Source organism: Aquipuribacter hungaricus, from assembly GCF_037860755.1.
Taxonomy (GTDB): domain Bacteria; phylum Actinomycetota; class Actinomycetes; order Actinomycetales; family JBBAYJ01; genus Aquipuribacter; species Aquipuribacter hungaricus.
The window spans coordinates 124337-141245 of sequence record NZ_JBBEOI010000001.1; the positions used below are offsets into that span (position 1 = coordinate 124337).

General features: G+C 72.8%; 18 protein-coding genes and 1 pseudogene. 9 read left to right on the forward strand and 10 right to left on the reverse strand.

Annotated features, from left to right (window positions below):
• Window positions 1–140 precede the first annotated feature (140 nt).
• Genes WCS02_RS00625 through WCS02_RS00635 form a run of 3 tightly spaced genes read left to right on the forward strand, consistent with a single transcriptional unit; the run spans window position 141 to window position 4050 of the window.
• Window positions 141–1706, forward strand: coding sequence for an ATP/GTP-binding protein (locus WCS02_RS00625; RefSeq protein WP_376985533.1), 1566 nt, complete (start codon window positions 141–143; stop codon window positions 1704–1706).
• Window positions 1703–3577 (forward strand): type IV secretory system conjugative DNA transfer family protein, encoded by a 1875-nt coding sequence (locus tag WCS02_RS00630; RefSeq protein WP_340288209.1) that lies wholly within the window; start codon window positions 1703–1705, stop codon window positions 3575–3577. Before WCS02_RS00625 ends, WCS02_RS00630 begins: the two co-directional genes overlap by 4 nt.
• Window positions 3574–4050, forward strand: a complete 477-nt coding sequence (locus WCS02_RS00635) for a DUF4913 domain-containing protein (RefSeq protein ID WP_340288212.1) — start codon at window positions 3574–3576, stop codon at window positions 4048–4050. The genes WCS02_RS00630 and WCS02_RS00635 overlap by 4 nt, the downstream gene beginning before the upstream one ends.
• 56 nt (window positions 4051–4106) lie before the next feature.
• Here WCS02_RS00635 and WCS02_RS00640 read toward each other — a convergent pair whose 3' ends face one another.
• The 5 genes and pseudogenes from WCS02_RS00640 to WCS02_RS00660 form a co-directional block, all read right to left on the reverse strand.
• The gene (locus WCS02_RS00640) at window positions 4107–4295 is read right to left on the reverse strand and encodes a hypothetical protein (RefSeq protein WP_340288215.1); all 189 of its coding nucleotides are present in this window, start codon (window positions 4293–4295) and stop codon (window positions 4107–4109) included.
• A gap of 466 nt (window positions 4296–4761) precedes the next feature.
• Window positions 4762–5089: pseudogene (dcd, locus tag WCS02_RS00645) on the reverse strand (dCTP deaminase); the annotation flags it as partial.
• Window positions 5090–5412: 323 nt separating this feature from the next.
• Window positions 5413–6150 carry a hypothetical protein gene (locus WCS02_RS00650; protein WP_340288217.1) on the reverse strand — a complete coding sequence of 246 codons (738 nt, stop codon included), beginning with the start codon at window positions 6148–6150 and terminating at the stop codon, window positions 5413–5415.
• Window positions 6151–6245: 95 nt separating this feature from the next.
• Window positions 6246–7907: a relaxase/mobilization nuclease domain-containing protein gene (locus tag WCS02_RS00655; RefSeq protein WP_340288308.1), complete on the reverse strand. Its 1662-nt coding sequence runs from the start codon at window positions 7905–7907 to the stop codon at window positions 6246–6248.
• Entirely contained in the window at window positions 7907–8305 is a 399-nt protein-coding gene (locus WCS02_RS00660; protein ID WP_376984270.1) for a MobC family plasmid mobilization relaxosome protein, read from the reverse strand. The genes WCS02_RS00655 and WCS02_RS00660 overlap by 1 nt, the downstream gene beginning before the upstream one ends.
• 236 nt (window positions 8306–8541) lie before the next feature.
• On the opposite strand from WCS02_RS00660, the gene WCS02_RS00665 reads away from it, so the two are divergent.
• From WCS02_RS00665 to WCS02_RS00675, 3 genes are all read left to right on the forward strand, one after another.
• Window positions 8542–8898 carry a hypothetical protein gene (locus WCS02_RS00665; protein ID WP_340288221.1) on the forward strand — a complete coding sequence of 119 codons (357 nt, stop codon included), beginning with the start codon at window positions 8542–8544 and terminating at the stop codon, window positions 8896–8898.
• 409 nt (window positions 8899–9307) lie between these two features.
• Window positions 9308–9748 carry a hypothetical protein gene (locus WCS02_RS00670; RefSeq protein ID WP_340288223.1) on the forward strand — a complete coding sequence of 147 codons (441 nt, stop codon included), beginning with the start codon at window positions 9308–9310 and terminating at the stop codon, window positions 9746–9748.
• A complete protein-coding gene (locus WCS02_RS00675; protein ID WP_340288226.1) occupies window positions 9745–11139 on the forward strand; it encodes a hypothetical protein in 1395 nt (464 codons plus the stop codon). The genes WCS02_RS00670 and WCS02_RS00675 overlap by 4 nt, the downstream gene beginning before the upstream one ends.
• 152 nt (window positions 11140–11291) lie before the next feature.
• On the opposite strand, the gene WCS02_RS00680 is transcribed toward WCS02_RS00675, so the two are convergent.
• Window positions 11292–11534, reverse strand: coding sequence for a DUF6221 family protein (locus WCS02_RS00680; protein WP_340288229.1), 243 nt, complete (start codon window positions 11532–11534; stop codon window positions 11292–11294).
• Between the two features lie 60 nt (window positions 11535–11594).
• On the opposite strand from WCS02_RS00680, the gene WCS02_RS00685 reads away from it, so the two are divergent.
• Entirely contained in the window at window positions 11595–11720 is a 126-nt protein-coding gene (locus WCS02_RS00685; RefSeq protein WP_340288231.1) for a hypothetical protein, read from the forward strand.
• Window positions 11721–11729: 9 nt separating this feature from the next.
• Here the strand turns inward: WCS02_RS00685 and WCS02_RS00690 are convergent, their stop codons facing one another.
• Together WCS02_RS00690 and WCS02_RS00695 are read right to left on the reverse strand one after the other, a co-directional pair.
• Complete coding sequence (locus WCS02_RS00690) at window positions 11730–11978, reverse strand: sigma factor-like helix-turn-helix DNA-binding protein (protein WP_340288234.1); 249 nt, start codon at window positions 11976–11978, stop codon at window positions 11730–11732.
• Window positions 11979–12069: 91 nt separating this feature from the next.
• Window positions 12070–12933 (reverse strand): MmyB family transcriptional regulator, encoded by an 864-nt coding sequence (locus WCS02_RS00695; RefSeq protein ID WP_340288237.1) that lies wholly within the window; start codon window positions 12931–12933, stop codon window positions 12070–12072.
• A 150-nt stretch (window positions 12934–13083) separates the two neighbouring features.
• Here WCS02_RS00695 and WCS02_RS00700 point away from each other — a divergent pair, with 150 nt between their 5' ends.
• Together WCS02_RS00700 and WCS02_RS00705 are read left to right on the forward strand one after the other, a co-directional pair.
• A complete protein-coding gene (locus tag WCS02_RS00700; protein ID WP_340288240.1) occupies window positions 13084–13926 on the forward strand; it encodes an SDR family oxidoreductase in 843 nt (280 codons plus the stop codon).
• 382 nt (window positions 13927–14308) lie between these two features.
• A complete protein-coding gene (locus tag WCS02_RS00705) occupies window positions 14309–14878 on the forward strand; it encodes a recombinase family protein (RefSeq protein ID WP_340288243.1) in 570 nt (189 codons plus the stop codon).
• A gap of 465 nt (window positions 14879–15343) precedes the next feature.
• Here the strand turns inward: WCS02_RS00705 and WCS02_RS00710 are convergent, their stop codons facing one another.
• Both WCS02_RS00710 and WCS02_RS00715 read right to left on the reverse strand, forming a co-directional pair.
• Window positions 15344–16726, reverse strand: a complete 1383-nt coding sequence (locus WCS02_RS00710) for a tyrosine-type recombinase/integrase (RefSeq protein ID WP_340288246.1) — start codon at window positions 16724–16726, stop codon at window positions 15344–15346.
• On the reverse strand, window positions 16723–16908 hold the full coding sequence (locus WCS02_RS00715) for a helix-turn-helix transcriptional regulator (RefSeq protein WP_340288249.1): 186 nt from the start codon (window positions 16906–16908) through the stop codon (window positions 16723–16725). The genes WCS02_RS00710 and WCS02_RS00715 overlap by 4 nt, the downstream gene beginning before the upstream one ends.
• Between the last annotated feature and the right edge of the window lies 1 nt (window position 16909).

The window sequence follows — 16909 nt, forward strand, 5'->3', positions numbered from 1 at the left end:
CTGCCACCTCCAGCCAGACCCCCGCCCACGACTCCAGCCAGAACCTCGGCGGAGACCACGGGACGAAGCCCCGGAGGCGGCCCATGGGTCGCCGGCCCGGTCCTCGTGGTTGGAACGGACGCGGCGTCGGCCGGGCAGGGATGGTCGACCCGGCGCCAGAGTTCCGCGGCACCACCGTGCAGGTGTGCGGGCTCTACCCGTTCGCGGCCGGCACGGGCTCACCCATCGTGGGGGTGCCGCTGGGGCAGAACCTCATCAGCGGCGCCACCGTGGGATGCGACCCGATCTCTTGGTTCCGCCGCGCCAACCTCATCGCGAACCCCTCGGCGTTCGTGCTGGGCCTGCCCGGGCTCGGCAAGTCCACCGTCGTCCGGCGGATGGCCCTCGGCCTCGCCGGATACGGCGTGCACCCCTTCATCCTCGGAGACCTCAAGCCGGACTACCTGGACCTGGTCACCGCCATGGGCGGCGACGTCCTGCCGCTGGGCCGAGGTCGCGGGCACCTCAACGTCCTCGACCCCGGCGAGTCCACCGCGGCCGCCCGACGGCTCACCGGCAAGGCCCGCGACGAGGTCCTCGCCGACGCCCACGGCCGCCGCCTCACCATCGTCAGCGCCCTGCTCACCATCGCCCGCGCCGCGCCGCCCACCGACCGGGAGGAAGCCATCCTCGACCGGGCCCTGCGCGTGCTGGACGAACGGCACGACCGTGGTGTCACGAGCAGCGGCCAGGTCAAGGTGCCGGTGCTGGGCGACCTCGTCGCCGTCATCCGGTCCGCACCGGAGGACGTCCGCCAGGTCGCCCTCGACCGCGGCGACATCGACCGCTACCGCACCATCACCGAGGGCCTCGAGGCGTCCCTGGTCGCCCTCGTGGAGGGCGGCCGTTTCGGGCGGGTGTTCTCCGAGCAGACCACCACCCCGATGCGACGCGACCGTCCCGTCGTGTTCGACGTGTCCGCGGTCGGGGACGGGGAGACCGACCTGCAGGCCGCGATCCTCCTCGCGTGCTGGTCGACCGGCTTCGGGACCATCAACGTGGCCAACGCCCTGGCCGAGGCAGGGCTGGAGCCTCGGCGGCACTACTTCGTCGTCCTCGACGAGCTGTGGCGGGCCCTCCGCGCGGGCCGCGGCATCGTCGACCGGGTCGACGCCCTCACACGCCTCAATCGCCAGCGAGGCGTGGGCATGGCCATGGTCTCCCACACCATGAGCGACCTGCTCGCCCTGCCGACCGAGGAAGACCGGATGAAGGCGCGCGGGTTCGTCGAGCGCGCCGGCATGGTCATCTGCGGCGGCCTGCCCGCCGCAGAGATCCCCATGCTGACCTCGGCGGTCGGCATGTCCCGCGCCGAGCGGAACCTGGTCACCAGCTGGACCACCCCCCCGGCATGGGACTCCACCCTCGGCGACGCCGGCGCCCCTCCCGGACAGGGCAAGTTCCTCATCAAGGTGGGCGGTCGCCCCGGCATCCCCGTCCAGGTCGCCCTGACCTCCGTGGAGGGAGGCCTCAACGACACCAACAAGAAGTGGCGCGACGTCCCCGCCACCGACGTCGTCGACGTCGACAGCACCGGCAACGTCAGCCTGCAGACCGGGACACCCCCCGACCTGACCGTCGACCTCACCGAGACCGGCGGGCCGGACGAGGACGACGCCGCGTCGACCGCGTCGACCGCGGCCGAGCCGGTCCGCTCGGGCCCGTGAGCGCGTCGACGAAGCGGTCCTCGACCGCTAGCTCCGGCGACGTGGTGCTGGTGTGGGCGGGGGTGGGCACCGCAGCCCTGGTGACCGGGGTGGTGGCCGGGTCTGCGCACCTGGGGCACCGGCTCGACGGGACCGGCACGGTCCTGCCGCGCAACCCGTTCGCGCTGCTGTTCGGCGTCGTCGGCGGCACCGTCCCGTGGCCGCAGTCGGCCACCCACGTCGCAGCAGCCCTAACGGCACTAATAGTGGTGCTGGGAGTCCTAGGGAGCGTGCTGTGGTGGAAGCACCGCCACCACACGGTCGGAGTCGACCGGGCTGCCCCGCACCTGGCCCGCGGCTCCTCGCTGCGCCCGATGTCCCGCCAGGGCGCCACCGCCACCGCGACGCGGCTCGGGGTGCCGACGCCGAAGGGCGCCAGCCCGGGACTGCCGATCGGCACCTCCTTGGCAGGGCAGCCGCTGTTCTCCTCCTGGGAGGACAACGCCGTCGACATCTGGGGACCCCGCACCGGCAAGACCACCGCCCGCGCCATCCCCGCCGTCCTCGCCGCGCCCGGCGCGGTCCTGGCCACCTCCAACAAGCGGGACCTGGTCGACGCCACCCGCGGCCCCCGCGCCGACGCCGGACCGGTGTGGGTGTTCGACCCCCAGGGCATCGTCGACGAGCCCACGACCGGCCCCGGCGCCTGGTGGTGGAACCCCCTCACCTACGTCACAGACGAGGTCAAGGCCTCGATCCTGGCCGACCTCATCGCCTCCGCCTCACGAGAGCCCGGTGCGCGCACCGACGCGTTCTTCGACTCCGCCGCCCGCGAGCTCCTGGCCGGGCTGCTGCTCGCCGCCGCCGTGGACTCCCGCCCGCTGACGCAGGTGTACCTGTGGCTCACCGACCCCTCCGAGGACGAACCGGTCGACCTGCTCAAGGCCGCGGGCTACCCGCTGCCCGCGGCCGCCGTCGCCGGCGTCGTCAACGCCCCCGAGAAGCAGCGCGGCGGGGTCTACGGCACCGCGCAGCAGCTCGTCTCCTTCATGACCAACCGCGAGGCCATGCGCTGGGTCACCCGCGGCAGCACCACCCCCGGCAACGCCTTCGGTGGGGCAGCGGTGGGCGCCCGGACCGAGTTCTCGCCGGCGGCGTTCGTCCGTGACGGCGGCACCCTGTACTCCCTGTCCAAGGAGGGCCGCGGGTCCGCCGGCCCGCTGGTGACCGCGCTGACGGTCGCGGTCACCGAGGCAGCGGAGCAGCTGGCCAAGCAGTCGCCCGGCGGGCGGTTGCCGGTGCCGATGGTGGCGGTGCTCGACGAGGCAGCGAACGTGTGCCGGTGGCGGGAGCTGCCCAACCTCTACAGCCACTACGGCTCACGCGGCATCGTGATGATGACGATCCTGCAGTCCTGGTCCCAGGGCGTCGAGGTATGGGGCCGCGACGGCATGCGCAAGCTCTGGTCCGCGGCCAACGTCAGGGTCTACGGGGGCGGCGTCTCCGAGGTCGACTTCCTCTCCGAGCTCTCCCAGCTCGTCGGGGACTACGACCTGCGCCAGCTGTCCACCTCCTACGGTGGCAAGGGCGGCCGCTCCACCAGCCGCTCCACCCGCCGCGAACGGGTCCTCGAGGTCTCCGAGCTGGGCTCCCTGCCCCGCGGCCGCGCGCTCCTCATCGCCTCCGGCGTCCCGCCCACCCTCGTCAAGACCGCCCCCTGGATGACCGGACCCCGCGCGGGGGAGGTACGCGCCTCGATCGCCGCCCATGACCCGACTGCTGCTCAACCCGCGGTCCACCGGATCGCCGAGACGGTCAGGGAACCGATCCCGCCCACGGTCAGCGGAGCCGACCCGGTGCTGCCGGCCCCAGTCACGACGGTCGACTCGTGACGGTCCACCCGGGCGTGGACCAGGTGGTCGACGACGTCGTCGACGCACTGATCGACGAGCTCCCCAAGGACGAGTGGGCGGAGAATGCCCCCCCGAGCGACGAGGACCACGCCGGCGTCGGCGAGGCCGACGGGGCGCCTCCGCTGTACTTCCCGAACGTGGAGGTCTTCGTCCGCGAGCTCCTGGCCCCCACCTACCGGCGCAGCATCGACGGTCGGCACCGCACCTGGTGCCCGCAGTGGTGGCGTCACGCCGAGGGGATCACGCGCCTGGAGGCGCTGTGGCGGGCCTGGGAACACCTCCGCCTCGACCCCGCCCTCGGCATCAGCATCTGGCTACGCGACCACGCCGACCCCCACATGGCCGCCCTGCTCAACCCCGACGGGCCATTCAAGGGCTGCAGCCCCGACAGAGGGCACGGCGCACGGCTGGACCCGCTCCCGTGCGACGACGTTCCTGCGGGACTCTTCTGAGCCGGGCGCCGTGCCCGCCCCCGGGCTCTGTCCCCGGGGGCGGGAGGCGTCCGAGCTCAGCCGCTGAGCTCCGCGACCTTGCCCACCAGAGTGGCCGTCCGGTGGTCGACGAAGAGCAGGTACAGCGCCGCGTAGAGCCCGACGGTGACGACGTCGGGGATCTGGCAGCGGTGGCGGTCCTTGGGGCGGTGGTGCTTGGGCATGGCGTGCTCCAGGTGCATCAGGGTGGATGTGGCTCGTTCCACGCCGTCACCCGGGTTGCCTTCGGGCAACTTGCCCTTGGGCTTCCCCACCGCACTAGGTACAGTCGTCAACCGCAGCCAGCTGCTGCTAACGGATGACGGGTTCCGACGTTGTCCTGCACACCCTCGGGTGCGCGATGCGGTCCGGCCCTTCGCGGGGGCCGGGCCGCCTCCCCCCGGTGGACTCTTTCCAGGGTTCGGTGGCTTGCTCAGTGTCCGAGCGGAACATCTTGTTCTCGGACTACCCAGACTGTATCGACCGTGGCGGACGCACGGACTGGGCCAGGACGCTGTAGAGGCCCCCGGAGGGCCTTCCGGCGGTCTCCACCCGGGACGCTGTGCCCCTCCAGACGCCAGATCGTCGGCTCGGATGAGCAGCGGTCAGCGCTCCCACCGGCGCTGCCGACTCCACGGTCTCGAAGGTGATGTCCTAGTCGACGGGGCCGCCGAGTACGTCGTCGACCTGCTCCTGGCCGATCTTCATCCCGGGCCAGAGCGCGATCGGCAGCGTCGCCTTGTCGGACAGCGGGAACGTGACGTGGCCGGAGAAGCCGGGGTCGATGAACCCCGCCGTCGAGTGCGGGAGCAGGCCGAGCCGGCCGAGGCTCGACTTGCCCTCCAGCCGCGCGGCCGGGCCGGGGCCGAACGTGACCTGCTCGTACGTGCTGCCGAGGACGAACTCGCCCGGGTGCAGCACGAAGGACTCCCCGCTCGGCACCCCTAACGAGCCGGGTGACGTCGGGCTGCTTGACCGCCGCGTCCATGAGGCCGTACCGGTGGTTGTCGAAGAGCCGGAACTAGTGGAGTTGACAAATCTGACGTCGGCGAGCCCTCCGAGGTTGACCAGTCGACCGCACAGCGTCCGCCCGTGGCGAGTGCAGCCGACCCTTGCCGCGGACGTCATGGGCGCACACCCAGGAATGCTCAGCCCGGGCCAGTCCGAGCGGCAGAGCGTCGCCGCGCGGTCTGTCGCGGCAAGATGCCGGTCGCGTCGGCGCTTCGCGGTGGGTTGACCGGCTTCTGAGTCCGCCGAGCACGTCGTTGACGACGAGCAGGTAGGAGGTGCCCGGCCGAGGGGCGCCGGGAATCCCGCGAGACCGCCTCCGGACACTGGTTCGCCTCAGCGTTCCAGGCGCACCTCAGCGGCGGGAGCCGGGCGCTGGACCACGTGGCCACCCCGGGTGGCCGTCAGCGCGGTGGCGGCTGCGGGTGGGGTTGCCTGGTGGGTGTCTGCGACGACGCGGGCCTCGGCGACCTCCGGGTCGGCCTGCTGCGCCACCCGGTGGCCGAGGTCGACCCGTCGCTGCAGGCTGTCCCAGCCGTCGACGGCCGCCGCCGGCTGTGCTGCGGTCGACGCCGCCCTGCTCCGGTCGTCGGTGGCGAGGAGGATCGCTGCTTCTGCTTGCTGGGCCGCCTCCTGCCCGCGGCGGGGTGCGGCTGGGCCGTGCTCGTCGAGCAGGGTCTGCACCGACCGAGGGTCCGCCGCCGTGATGGTGTCGATGTCGACGTCGAACCGCTTCTGGACCTGCTGCCGGATGACGGTCACCGCGGCGGCGGCCTCGGGGTCGACCTGCTGCCAGGTGGCTGCGGTCTGCCAGGCCCGTGCGATGTCAGAGGTGCGGGCCTTGTCCCACCAGTCGTCCTGCCGCACGGGGGCCAGCTGCGCGCGCGCTGCTGAGCGCTCCGCGTCGAGCCGGGCCTGCAGCTGCCGCGCCTCGTTCTCACTGACACCCCGCGCCGCACGCGCCGACTGCTCCTGCTCACGCGCGGCAATCTCAGCCAGCCTTCCCGCGGCGGTCAACGCAACCCGCAGCGTCCCGTCCAGCACGTCGTCCATACCGTCGCTCTGCTCAACCATGACCGTTCCCCCTCCTCGTCACCTCGGGGGCTCCGGTCGGGGCACCCGTCCTGCTAGTCGTGTTCCGACGGTTGGTGCTCCGGCGGTTGCGGGCTCTACCGCTCGACGTCATCGCCTGTGGTCCTCGCCGCAGTGCCGTGCTCCACACGGCCGGGGCGCAGCGACCGCGGTACCGGTGAACCGGCCGCCCGCACTGGCGCCGTCTCCACGGGGACCTGCCCGGTGCGCGCCAACCGGACAGCCTCGTGCTCGGCCCGCTCCCCCGCACCCGCCTGCATGTGACCTGCGGCCACCAGGGCCGGCAGGGAGCCCTCGACCAGGCGCAGCTGCGTGCGGACCGCGGCCGCGATCTCACCCGCGCGCCGGGCCTCCCCGGCCGCCTGGTGGACGTCATGGATGGCCTTGGCCACGTTCGCCAGCTGCCGCAGCAGCACCGCCTGAGCCACCGTGCCCTGACCGCCGTGAGCGATCGACGCCAACAGCAGCGCCGCACCCTTCACCGACGACGACGCAGCGGCCACCGGCGCCCCGCCCGTGTCGCTGGTCCGCGTCTCGAACGCGCGCAGCTGTGCCGAGCGGGCCAGCGCATCCGCGGTCGCCGCGAGCGGGCCCGGGACCGGCTCCACCCGCACCGACCACGCCGCGAACGCGCCCGCGGTCTCGTGCGCCACGTGCGCCCAGGTCGCCCGGTCCGTCACCGGGACCAGGCGCAGCCGCTCCCGCAGCGCCGCGACCTCACGGCCGTACTGCTGCCACAGCTCCGGCGCCGGTTCCACCGTCTCCCGGCCCGGCCGCACCGGCCGCGCGCCCCGCCTGCCGGCGTTCCACTCCGCCACCGCGTCGCCCGCACCCGTCGGGGTGTCAGGCCAACCCTGCCGCAGCCGCGGCAGCGTCAGGTCCCGGTCGAGGTGCCCGCCGCCGTACCAGACGGGCCGCTGCCCGACCGTGTTTGCCGGCAGGCGCAGCGCGACCGAGTAACCCGCCACGACGTCGTCCCGGCCGGCCACGTACCGCGGCCGGACCAGCAGCCCACCACGGCGCAGCCGGCGCACGAACTCCGCCTCGTCCGCGGCCGCCGTCGCGCACCCCCGGACCATCCGCGCCAGCGCCGGCCGTGCCGCCTCGACGTCACCGCGCCTCGCAGCGGTCGCGACCTCCGCCGGCTTCACCCCCCTGCTGCCGCGCCCCGCAGCACGCGACTCCAGGACCTCCAGCCCGTGCTTCCGCTCGAGCTCGCCGGCGACGCGCTGCGCGCGGGGCCGGTCGTTCCACACCGACGCCTTCGTGCCGTCCTCCCGGACCAACGACACCGCGATGTGGACGTGGTCGTTGCCGTTGGTCGACACCCCGTGCCGCACCGCCACCCACCGGCACCCCGCCCGACCCACCAACTCGCCGTGCCCGTCGGGACCGGCGACGTAGCGGGTGTCGTCGGAGAACCCCATGCCGTCGACGAGGTCGTGCGCGATGGCCGCCCACTTCTCATCGCTCAGCTGGCCTTCCTCCGCGCGCAGGCTGAGCGAGCAGTGCCACACCGACCCACCCGCGACCTCCACCCCGAACAGCCGGCGCGGGTGGTCGAGCTCCGCCGCGATCGCCAGCGCCGTCGACCGGCCCAGAACCGCGTCGTCGTGCCACGCCATCACCGCCGGGTCACCGGCGACCAGGTGCGGCTCGGTGTGCTCGTTCGCCCGACCCGGGCCCTGCAGATAGGCCAGCAGACCACCCATCCGCTCCCCACGGGTGATGTTCGGCATCACGGGCGGGCCAGCGCATCCGCAGCTGCGTCGATGCGCGGCACCAGCCGCCGCACCGCCCGCAACGTCATCGCCGCCTCCTCCGGGAACTCCTCCCCCGAGTTGGCGTGCCGCGCCAGCTGGTTGACGTTGTTCGACACCGCCGCCAGCAGCCGGCGCACCGCCAGCAACTCCGCGATCACCGCACGCCGCTCCGTCGACGACTTCCCCGACCTGCTCGTGGCCGCCTCGACGAGCAGCCGCGGCACCGACACGCCCTGGGCAAGGGCCAGCTGCAGCAGGACCGCCTCCTCCTCCGGGGTCACCTTCACCCGGTGCGAGTGCTGCCGACCCCCCGGCTGGTTCGCGCGTCGACGACGGAACCTTGACGTCGACGCGCCCCTCGGCGTCTCGCTCATCGCTCGTCCTCCTCGGCCCAGCGCAGCGCCCCCCGTTTACGGGGGTGCACACCAAGTGTGCGGACGCCACGCCCCGACGTCCACCCTCGGGGCCCGGTTAGGGCACCTAACCGTATAGCTTGCTCCGCTCCGAAGTGGATGGACGTACCCACCCCCACCTGCGAATCTCCCTACACAGTCCACACGTTGGCCGTGCGCCACTGGCGTCTGGAGACCCGCCTATCTACTGTGCACTGATGACAACGATTCCGGCCGACGCCAATCGCATCGAGGCCGCCGCGCGTGCCCTTCTCGACGAGAAGGTCGCCGCCGTCCGCGTCCTCGCCGCCGCACGGCAGGCACGCGAGGACCAGCGCGCTGCCCTGGCCGAGGCCGAGCGCAACGACACCGCCGCGTACACCGCCGCGCTGCGCGCCGGCTGGACCGCCGACGAGCTCAAGCGCGTCGCCCTCGACGCAGCCAGCAAGCGCGCCCCGGGCCGCCCCCGCAGCAGCGCACCCAGGACCGGCGGACGCAGCACAGCAGCGACGCACACCACGGCGCTGGCAGACACGGCGCCGAAGACCCCGTTGGAAGACTCCCACTCCGGCTGACGGCCCCGGGCGCGCGGCCGCGTCTGTCGCGTGCACTGGGGGTCTCACCGTCGCCCGGTCGACCGGAGGTCACCACGGCGGGGGGTCGGCCGCTGCGCTCTGCGGAGGCACCCCAAGATCCTTCGAGACCGCTCCGCTCGAAGCATCTTGAGGCCCCACCTCCTCCGCCGGCCCCCCGCCGTGGTGGTGCTGCGCATCGCCCGAACGACGGTGAGACCCCCAGCACAACCCACCACGTCACCAGCCCTGCCAGGCACCCTGCAACGGGACACCGGCGCCCTGGCGGCGCCGGAGGAACCAGGACCGCAGGGGCTCTGCCCCCGCACCCCCGGCCCTCGCTCCGGTGAGGCGGGGGACGAGCGCACACCCACCCCGCGAGCACAGCAGCCGACGAGCAGGAGACGACGACATGAGCACACCTACCTCTTCAGCCGGCGCGACGGACGGCCCGGCCGTGACGACACAGGCACCCCCTCCCCTGCTGTCACGTGCCCTGGACCTACTCGACGGGCTGCTGCTGCGCGACGACGTCCCGACCCCGGCGGTCCTCGACCTCGGCGACGTCTTCGGGGACCTGCTCGACGTCCGCCCGCCGTACCCGCCGACCTCGCCGGTCAGCTCCACCGACCCATGGCCGGTCGTCCTCGACCAGGTCCTCGACGCGCTGCACGAGCTCATCACCACCCCCGACGACGCCACACCGCCGGCCCGCGCCGTCGGCTACGCCTTCGCGGTCCGCACCCTCCGCCAGCACCAGGCACCCCGACACGACCCGGGCCCGGCCGTGGCGGCCCAGGACACCGCGGCGGAGAACTCGAGCGACGGCGCGACGAACACGGTGCGACGGTGAGCAGCCCCACCGGGGTCGAGGGCCGACCTGACACCTGGACCCGCTCCTGGTACGACGTCGGCCGCCAGGTCGCCGCCCTCCTTGAGCACCGCGAACCCGTCGCCCCCGACCTGCTCCCCCTCGCCGTGGCCAGCCACGCCGCCACCGTCCGAACCCTCGTCACCGTCCACCGCGACCTCACCCGCCGCGACGGCCCCCGCGGCGCAGGAGGACCCACCGTCCAGCTGCTGGAGACCAACCCGGTCAAGGCGCTCGGCATCGCGCTGGAGCAGCACCCGGCCACCCCCGGCGTCGCGCTGTCCGACGTCCTCACCACCAACCCGCCTCCCGGCCCCGCACGGCTGTGGCACGACCTCGCCCGCGCCTCGATCACGGCCGCCGACGCCTGGCGGACGGCGGACCCCGCCTCACGACCCCGCAGCCACCAGGCGTGGTCGCTGATGGCCGACGTCGGCTCCATCGCCCAGGGCCTCGCGCACCTGGACGAGAGCGTCGCCCGCGCCGCGACCCGGATGAGCGTCGACGTCCAGGCCCAGCTCGGCATCACGCCCGGCGTGCTGTCCGACCGCTACGCCGCTGCCGCCACCGCCGGTCTCCGGGCAGCAGGGGAACGCACCCGCGCGCTCGCCGCCCGCGGTCCCCTGCCCGACGTCGCCCCGCTGCACCAGCCGTTCACCCGACCCGCCGCGGTCAAGGCCCCCGTGCACGTCCCGCTCGCCCAGGACGCCACCGTGGAACTGCTCGACCGGGCCCACACCATCAGCCCTCGCGACCTCACCCACCTGGCCCGCACCCAGGCCCGCCTCGTCGAGCACGTCGCCCGCCTCACCGGCGACGTCGACGTCGCCGGCGCCGCCCGCGGGCAGCTCGCCCAGCTGCAGGCCGTCGTGCCCCGTCAGCTGCAGACCATCGAACCCACCAGCGACCACCGACCGCTGCAGCAGGCACAACTTCTGCTCACCTACGTCGCCGCCATGAGCCCCGAGCACCCCGACGCGCCCCGGGTCGCCGCCGCGATCGCCCGCAGCCAGCCCGCCGTCGTCGACGCCCTGCACCGCGCCGCCCGCCACCAGCTGGCCACCGCCGGCTGGCTCGTGACCAACCCCAACGAACGCGCCACCAGCACCCTCTGGGTCCGGCAGGCCCCCCGCTCGCAGTGGCAGCCCGACCTGATGCACCGCCTCGTCCAGGCACGCACCACCGCTCACCAGCTCGCCTCGGCTGCCGGGCCCAACCCGTTTCCCAACAGCGAGGCAGCCATCGCCCTGGCGACCGCCCGCCAAGGCCTCGCACCCCGCGACGCCATCCGTGCGCCGGCGTTCTCACGAACCACGGAACGACCGGCCTCGACCTCACGGGCCGTGCGCGCCAGCACGGACCTGGAGCGGTAGAAGGCGGGTGCTTCTCCCTGCACCGTGCGGCGTGGATCAGCGACTCCGAACGCTGCCGCTCGAGTCCGGTAGCCGATCCCCCGTGGGCCGCGGACGGCGACATCAGGCGACAGGCGTCGCGGGGTGCTCAGTGGTGGTGGGTGGCCGGTCGGCTAGCGATGCCAGGTGGAGTCGTAGTCCGGATGGTCGGCGTAGATGCTGGCGACCGCCTTGAGCCCGAGCCCGACACCGGCCTTGTGCAGCGACCAGTCCCGGGAGGCGCGGTAAGCGTCGACGATGCGCCGGTGCGCCGCGACGACCGCGGGGTCACGGCCAGCCGTCTGGTCTTCGTCGAGCCGCTGTTCGACAAATCGGTCGAGGCGGACCATGCCGGGGCCGTGCTGCTCGTCGGTCATGGCGCAGCGTGCCGGAGGGGCCGGACGCATCTCCTGCCCCTCGACGGGCAGGGCGTCGGCATGGACAAGGTGCTGTGGCTCAAGGTCTGGGACCTCGCGAACACCGGCGTCAGCGAACCGGAGTACGCCGAGGAGGTGTGCCGGGCCATCGTTTCGGTGATGAGCCAGGCGGCCCGCCCCGTCTGAGGCCTCCCGTCAGCGGGGCGGCGCGGCGGCCTTGGCCCGGGCGAGCATCTGCTGGGCGGTGGTCTCGGTGATGCCTAGCGCGGCCGCGACGCGGGCGATGGACATGCCGTGATCGGTGTGGAGGCGAAGGGCGACCTGGGCGCGTTGGGCGGCGGTGTCGAGGGTCTGCCGGCGCAGCTGCTCGGTCCGGTCGCCGAGGGCCCGGGCGGTGGCCACGAGGTCGGCCGCCTCGGAGCTCAGCGGGATCTCCTGGGCCACCCCGCGACGGTAGACGCCCACCGCCCGCCGGCTACCCCTCCGCTGCTTGGTCCGCGTTGCCCATCCTCAACTGGCGACCGGCAGGAGCGCATCAGCTCTTGGTCGGGACCTCGCTCGCGGTGTAGCTGGCGAGCATTCGGAGGGCGTCAGAGTCGGGCGAGTCCGGTCGGGCGGTGTAGGCGATTAACTGCAGCCCGCGGCTCGCGGACAGGTCGAGGGCCTCGTAGGTCAGGTCGAGGTCGCCGACCACGGGGTGGGTGATGGACTTGACGCCGGTGCGGTGCTCCCGGACATCGTGGGAGGCCCACAGGCGGCGAAAGGTGTCGCTGCGGGTGGCGAGCTGGCCGACCAGGTCGCTGAGAGCACGGTCATGCGGGGAGCGGCCCGCCTCGACCCGCAGGATTGCGACAGTTTGCTGGGCGGCGCTGTTCCAGTCGCGGTAAAAGCCGTCCGCTCGGGGGTCGAGGAAGACGAAGCGACCGAAGTTGGCCGGCCGTTGAGGATCGACGAACATCTCGGAGAACACGGCCATTCCGAGCTGGTTGATCGCGAGTATGTCGAGGCGGCCGTTCTGTACGAACGCAGGGACGTCGCGCATGGCGTCGAGGAGCTGCTGCACGCCGGGACGGACCTGCTGGGCCTTCGCTCGTGGCCGACGTGGCCGGGTGCTGTCGTTCGCTGCGCGGACGAGGTCGTGCAGGTGGGAGCGTTCCGCGTCGTCCAGCTGCAGGGCGCGGCTGACGCCGTCGAGCACGCTTTCGGACATGCCGGTGGCGTTGCCGCGCTCCAGGCGGACGTAGTACTCGACGCTGATGCCGGCCACGAGGGCGACCTCCTCGCGACGGAGGCCGACAACTCGGCGGCGGCCGCCGAAGTCCGGCAGGCCGACGTCGGCGGGAGTCAGCTTGGCCCGACGGGAGGTGAGGAACTCACGCAGGTCGTCCCGGACAGCCATGACGTCGAGCGTAAGTCGCGGGCGGCGGTCCAGGGGGGTACCAGCTGTGACCCCATAGAGAGGGCCTCCCTGGGCTGACATCGCCGGCGTTGACTCGCTGTTGTCGAAGGTGCGCCACCCGGGCGCGGCAGAGCACAGGAGGACACGGACATGGCACAGCAGCACACCTGGTTGGTCACCGGCACGAGCCGCGGCCTGGGGACCGACATCGCCAAGGCCGCCCTGGCCGCCGGCCATCACGTCGTCGCCACCGGACGCGACGCCTCCCGCGTCGCCGCCGCAGTCGGCGAGCACGACAACCTGCTCGCCGTCGCCCTCGACGTCACCGACCCGGCCAGCATCGACGCCGCCGTCGAGTCCGCGGTGGAGCGGTTCGGTCGCATCGACGTGCTGGTCAACAACGCCGGGAACTTCTACGCCGGCTACTTCGAGAACACCAGCCCCGCCCAGGTCCGCGCGCAGATGGAGACCAACTTCTTCGGCCCGCTCAACGTGACCCGGACGGTCCTGCCGCTGATGCGTGAGCAGCGCTCCGGGCAGGTCATCACGGTGACGTCGGCCGCAGGTCTGATGGGGCAGGAGTTCGTCGCGGCCTACGCGGCGTCGAAGTTCGCCCTCGAGGGGTGGATGGAGTCGCTGCGCTTCGACGTCGCCCCGTTCGGCATCGTGACGATGGCGGTGGAGCCCGGGTTCTTCCGCACCGAGCTCCTCGTCGAGGGCTCCTCGACGATCTGGCCGGAGCTCGACGTGGCGGACTACGCCGAGCGCACCGCGGAGACCATCACCGCGTGGTCGGCCATGAACGGCCAGCAGGGCGGCGACCCCGCCAAGCTCGCCCGCGCCCTGGTCACCCTGTCCGACTCCGGCGACCTTCCGCTGCGCTTCCTGGCCGGCGCCGATGTCATGGCCGGCGTCGAGCAGAACCTCGCCACCATCCAGGGCCAGGTCGACGCCCACCGAGAGCTGTCCGCTTCGCTGGCCTTCGACGCCTGAGCCGTGGGCGGCGCCTAGACGTCGGGTCGGTCACGCATAGACCAAGCACCCATCGGGCCGGCGTCCCAGTTGGCGACCCACCCCCTACACGGGCGCTGGTCAGTAGCCGCCGACGTCGACGCGGGCGGGTCGCCGTTTCAGGAGCCCCGCCCGGATGTCTTTACCGGGACCGGGGCGGTGAGCGGGACACCCGCTCGCGTGAGCCGAACCTCGATCGCCGGCGGGACGTCGTCTCAGTACCAATGTTCCGAGACGCCCGCCATGAGACGGCCACACAGCCCTCAGAACCCAGGCGCAGCCTCGACGCTGCGCGTCTCACAAGTTGGTCCGAAACTCGCGTGTCCGCTGCTGTCGTTCGGCCGACTTCTGCGACAGTCCTGACGTGACCACCGTCGGGTACGCCCGTGTCAGCACCGACCACCAGCTCCTGGACCAGCAGCGTGACGCGCTGGCGGCGGCCGGGTGCGAGCGGGTCTTCACCGACCAGATGTCCGGAGTTCGTGAGGACCGCCCCGGCCTGGGGGCGCTGCTGGACTACGTCCGCGCCGGCGACGTCGTCGTGGTCGTCGCCCTCGACCGGCTCGGCCGTTCCTTGTCCGGGGTGATCCGGACGATCGAGACCCTCACCGAAGCCGGCGTGATGCTGCGGTCGCTACGCGAGGGCATCGACTACTCCACCGCCACGGGCCGGATGCTGGCCGGCATCTTCGCCGCCCTGGCCGCCTACGAGCGAGAGCTGATGCACGAACGGGCCGCCGCGGCGCGAGCCGCCGCGCGCGCCCGCGGCAAGCACACCGGCCGAACCTCCAAGCTCACCCCGGCCCAGGTTCGTCAGATCAGGGCCCTGCGGGAGGGCGGTGAGTCAATCTCCGAGCTCGTCGACGGCTTCGGCGTCTCCCGGGCCACGGTGTACCGCGCCCTGCGCGAGGAGGACCCAGTCGCGACACCGTGATTGCGATCCCGGTACTCGACCTGTCAGAAGCGAGGAGAACGCGGCCGCCCGTCACAGGCGACCCGGTCCGCGCGGCGGCCGATGGCCCGTGCTGTCGAATCTTGTCCGCCTCATCGGAGTGAGGGCCGGGGGTGGGGGGCAGAGCCCCGGCTGTTCCGGCGCCGCCTGGGGCGTCGGCGTCCTGCACATGGGGCCGGGTCGTAGCTGTGTGCTGGTGGGGGTCTCACCGTCGTTCGGGCGATGCGCAGCACCACCACGGCGGGGGGCCGGCGAAGGAGGCGGGCCCCGATGATGCTTCCGGCCCGCTCCTGGCCGGAAGGATCACCTCGGTTGCCTCCGCAGAGCGAAGCGGCCGGCCCCCGGCCCTGGTGACCTCCGGTCGACCGAGCGACGGTGAGACTTTGTGCCCACAGGCGCCGGACCCCATGGGTGGCTGGATCCAGTCATAGAGCCCGCCTCCCCCTGCTACTCGTCGAGCATGGCCTCGATGCGGCTCCGTGCCACGTCCGACCTCCCCGAGACGACGTGCGCATAGACGCGGTGAAGGACGGCGACGCTGTGCCCAGCCCACGCGGCGACCTGAGCCGAGTCGACCCCGGCCGCGAGCCACGTCGAGACCGCGGTGTGCCGGAGGTCGTAGGGCCGCCGCGCGAGCGGGCTCGCCTGCTCGGCCGGAGAGAGGGCGGCCTCTCTGGCTCTGCGCCATACGTTGGTGTAGGTCGCGGCATTCACGGTGCCGCCGTACACGCCGCGGAACAGGCGCTCGCCTGGCCGGATGTGGAACTCCGCCACGTGAGCTCGGAGATGCGCGACCAGAGGCGGCGGGAGCGGGACAACGCGCACGTGTCCGCGAGCGCGGTGCTTGAGGTGCCGGCTCGACCGCTGGCCCGAGTCCGACCAGCGTCCGGACACCTCGGCATCGCTTCGGGCCAGGTGCAGCTCTCCCCATCCCCTTACCGGCAGGTCCAGATCGTCGAGGGTGACGGCGGTGGCCTCGCTGGGGCGAAGCGCGGCGTAGTACATGAGTGCGAAGAAGGCGGTGAGTCGTTGGCCCCTCGGCCCCTGGTCGGCGACTGCCGCGAGGAGGGCTCGAGCCTGGTCCGGGTTCACGACGGATCGAGCGTCCAGCATGTCGTCCACACGGGGTCCCTTCCAGCTCACCCGCGACAGCGGGTTGCTCGGAAGCCGGCGGTGCTCCACCGCGAGCTCGAGGGCGTTGTGCAGGACTGCGCGCTTCCGCGCCACCGTCGTGGCCGCTGCGGGCGCGCCGTCCTGCCGTCGCGCCAGGGCAGCCAGGATCGCTCGCATATTCGACGCGTCGTCGAAGGAAGCCAGCGCAGGTGAAGCCCGTTCCAGCCAGCGGACGGCCGCACCTATCTCAGCTGTGGGCGGCCCCGACGCCCGACGCTGGGCGTGATACGCCCACTGGTACATCGCACGTCGTAGTTCCGCGGTGTCGGGACGACCCGGGAAGGACCCGCTCGACTGCAAGGTGACGTCGATCAGGGCCTCGGCGAGCGATCGGCGCGAGATGGGTGCAAGGGCGGACCACTTCAGGTCGACGTAGGTCAGCGACCATGCCCACCAGGTAATGGAGCGCTCTCTCGCGACCCTGGATTGTGGAAGCCCACTCTCCCGGTCGAACGCCTCTCCACGCCTGCTGGCGCCCACGAGCTCGGAGCGGGTGCTGTCGGCGAGCGCCCTGGTGGAGAACGACCGGGAGTGCCGACGCAGCCCGACCTCCCAGCGCAGCCGGTAGGTCGTTGCCCTCTTGCCCACCACGCGGGTGACGGCCCAGACGCGGACGTCGTAGGTGGAGGACGCGTTCCTCTCGCCGGGTGCCGTCATCTGAGTTCGTCGCAACTGGCGAGCCACTGCTCCAGGTCGTGGCGGCGGACGCGCACCTCGCCGTTGGGCAGCTTCAGCGAGCGGGGTCCCCGTCCCTTGGCCCGCCAGTCGTAGTACGTCGAGCGCGAGACGCCGATCTCGGCACAGACCTCGGCGATGGACAGATGGGTGGTTCTACTCATG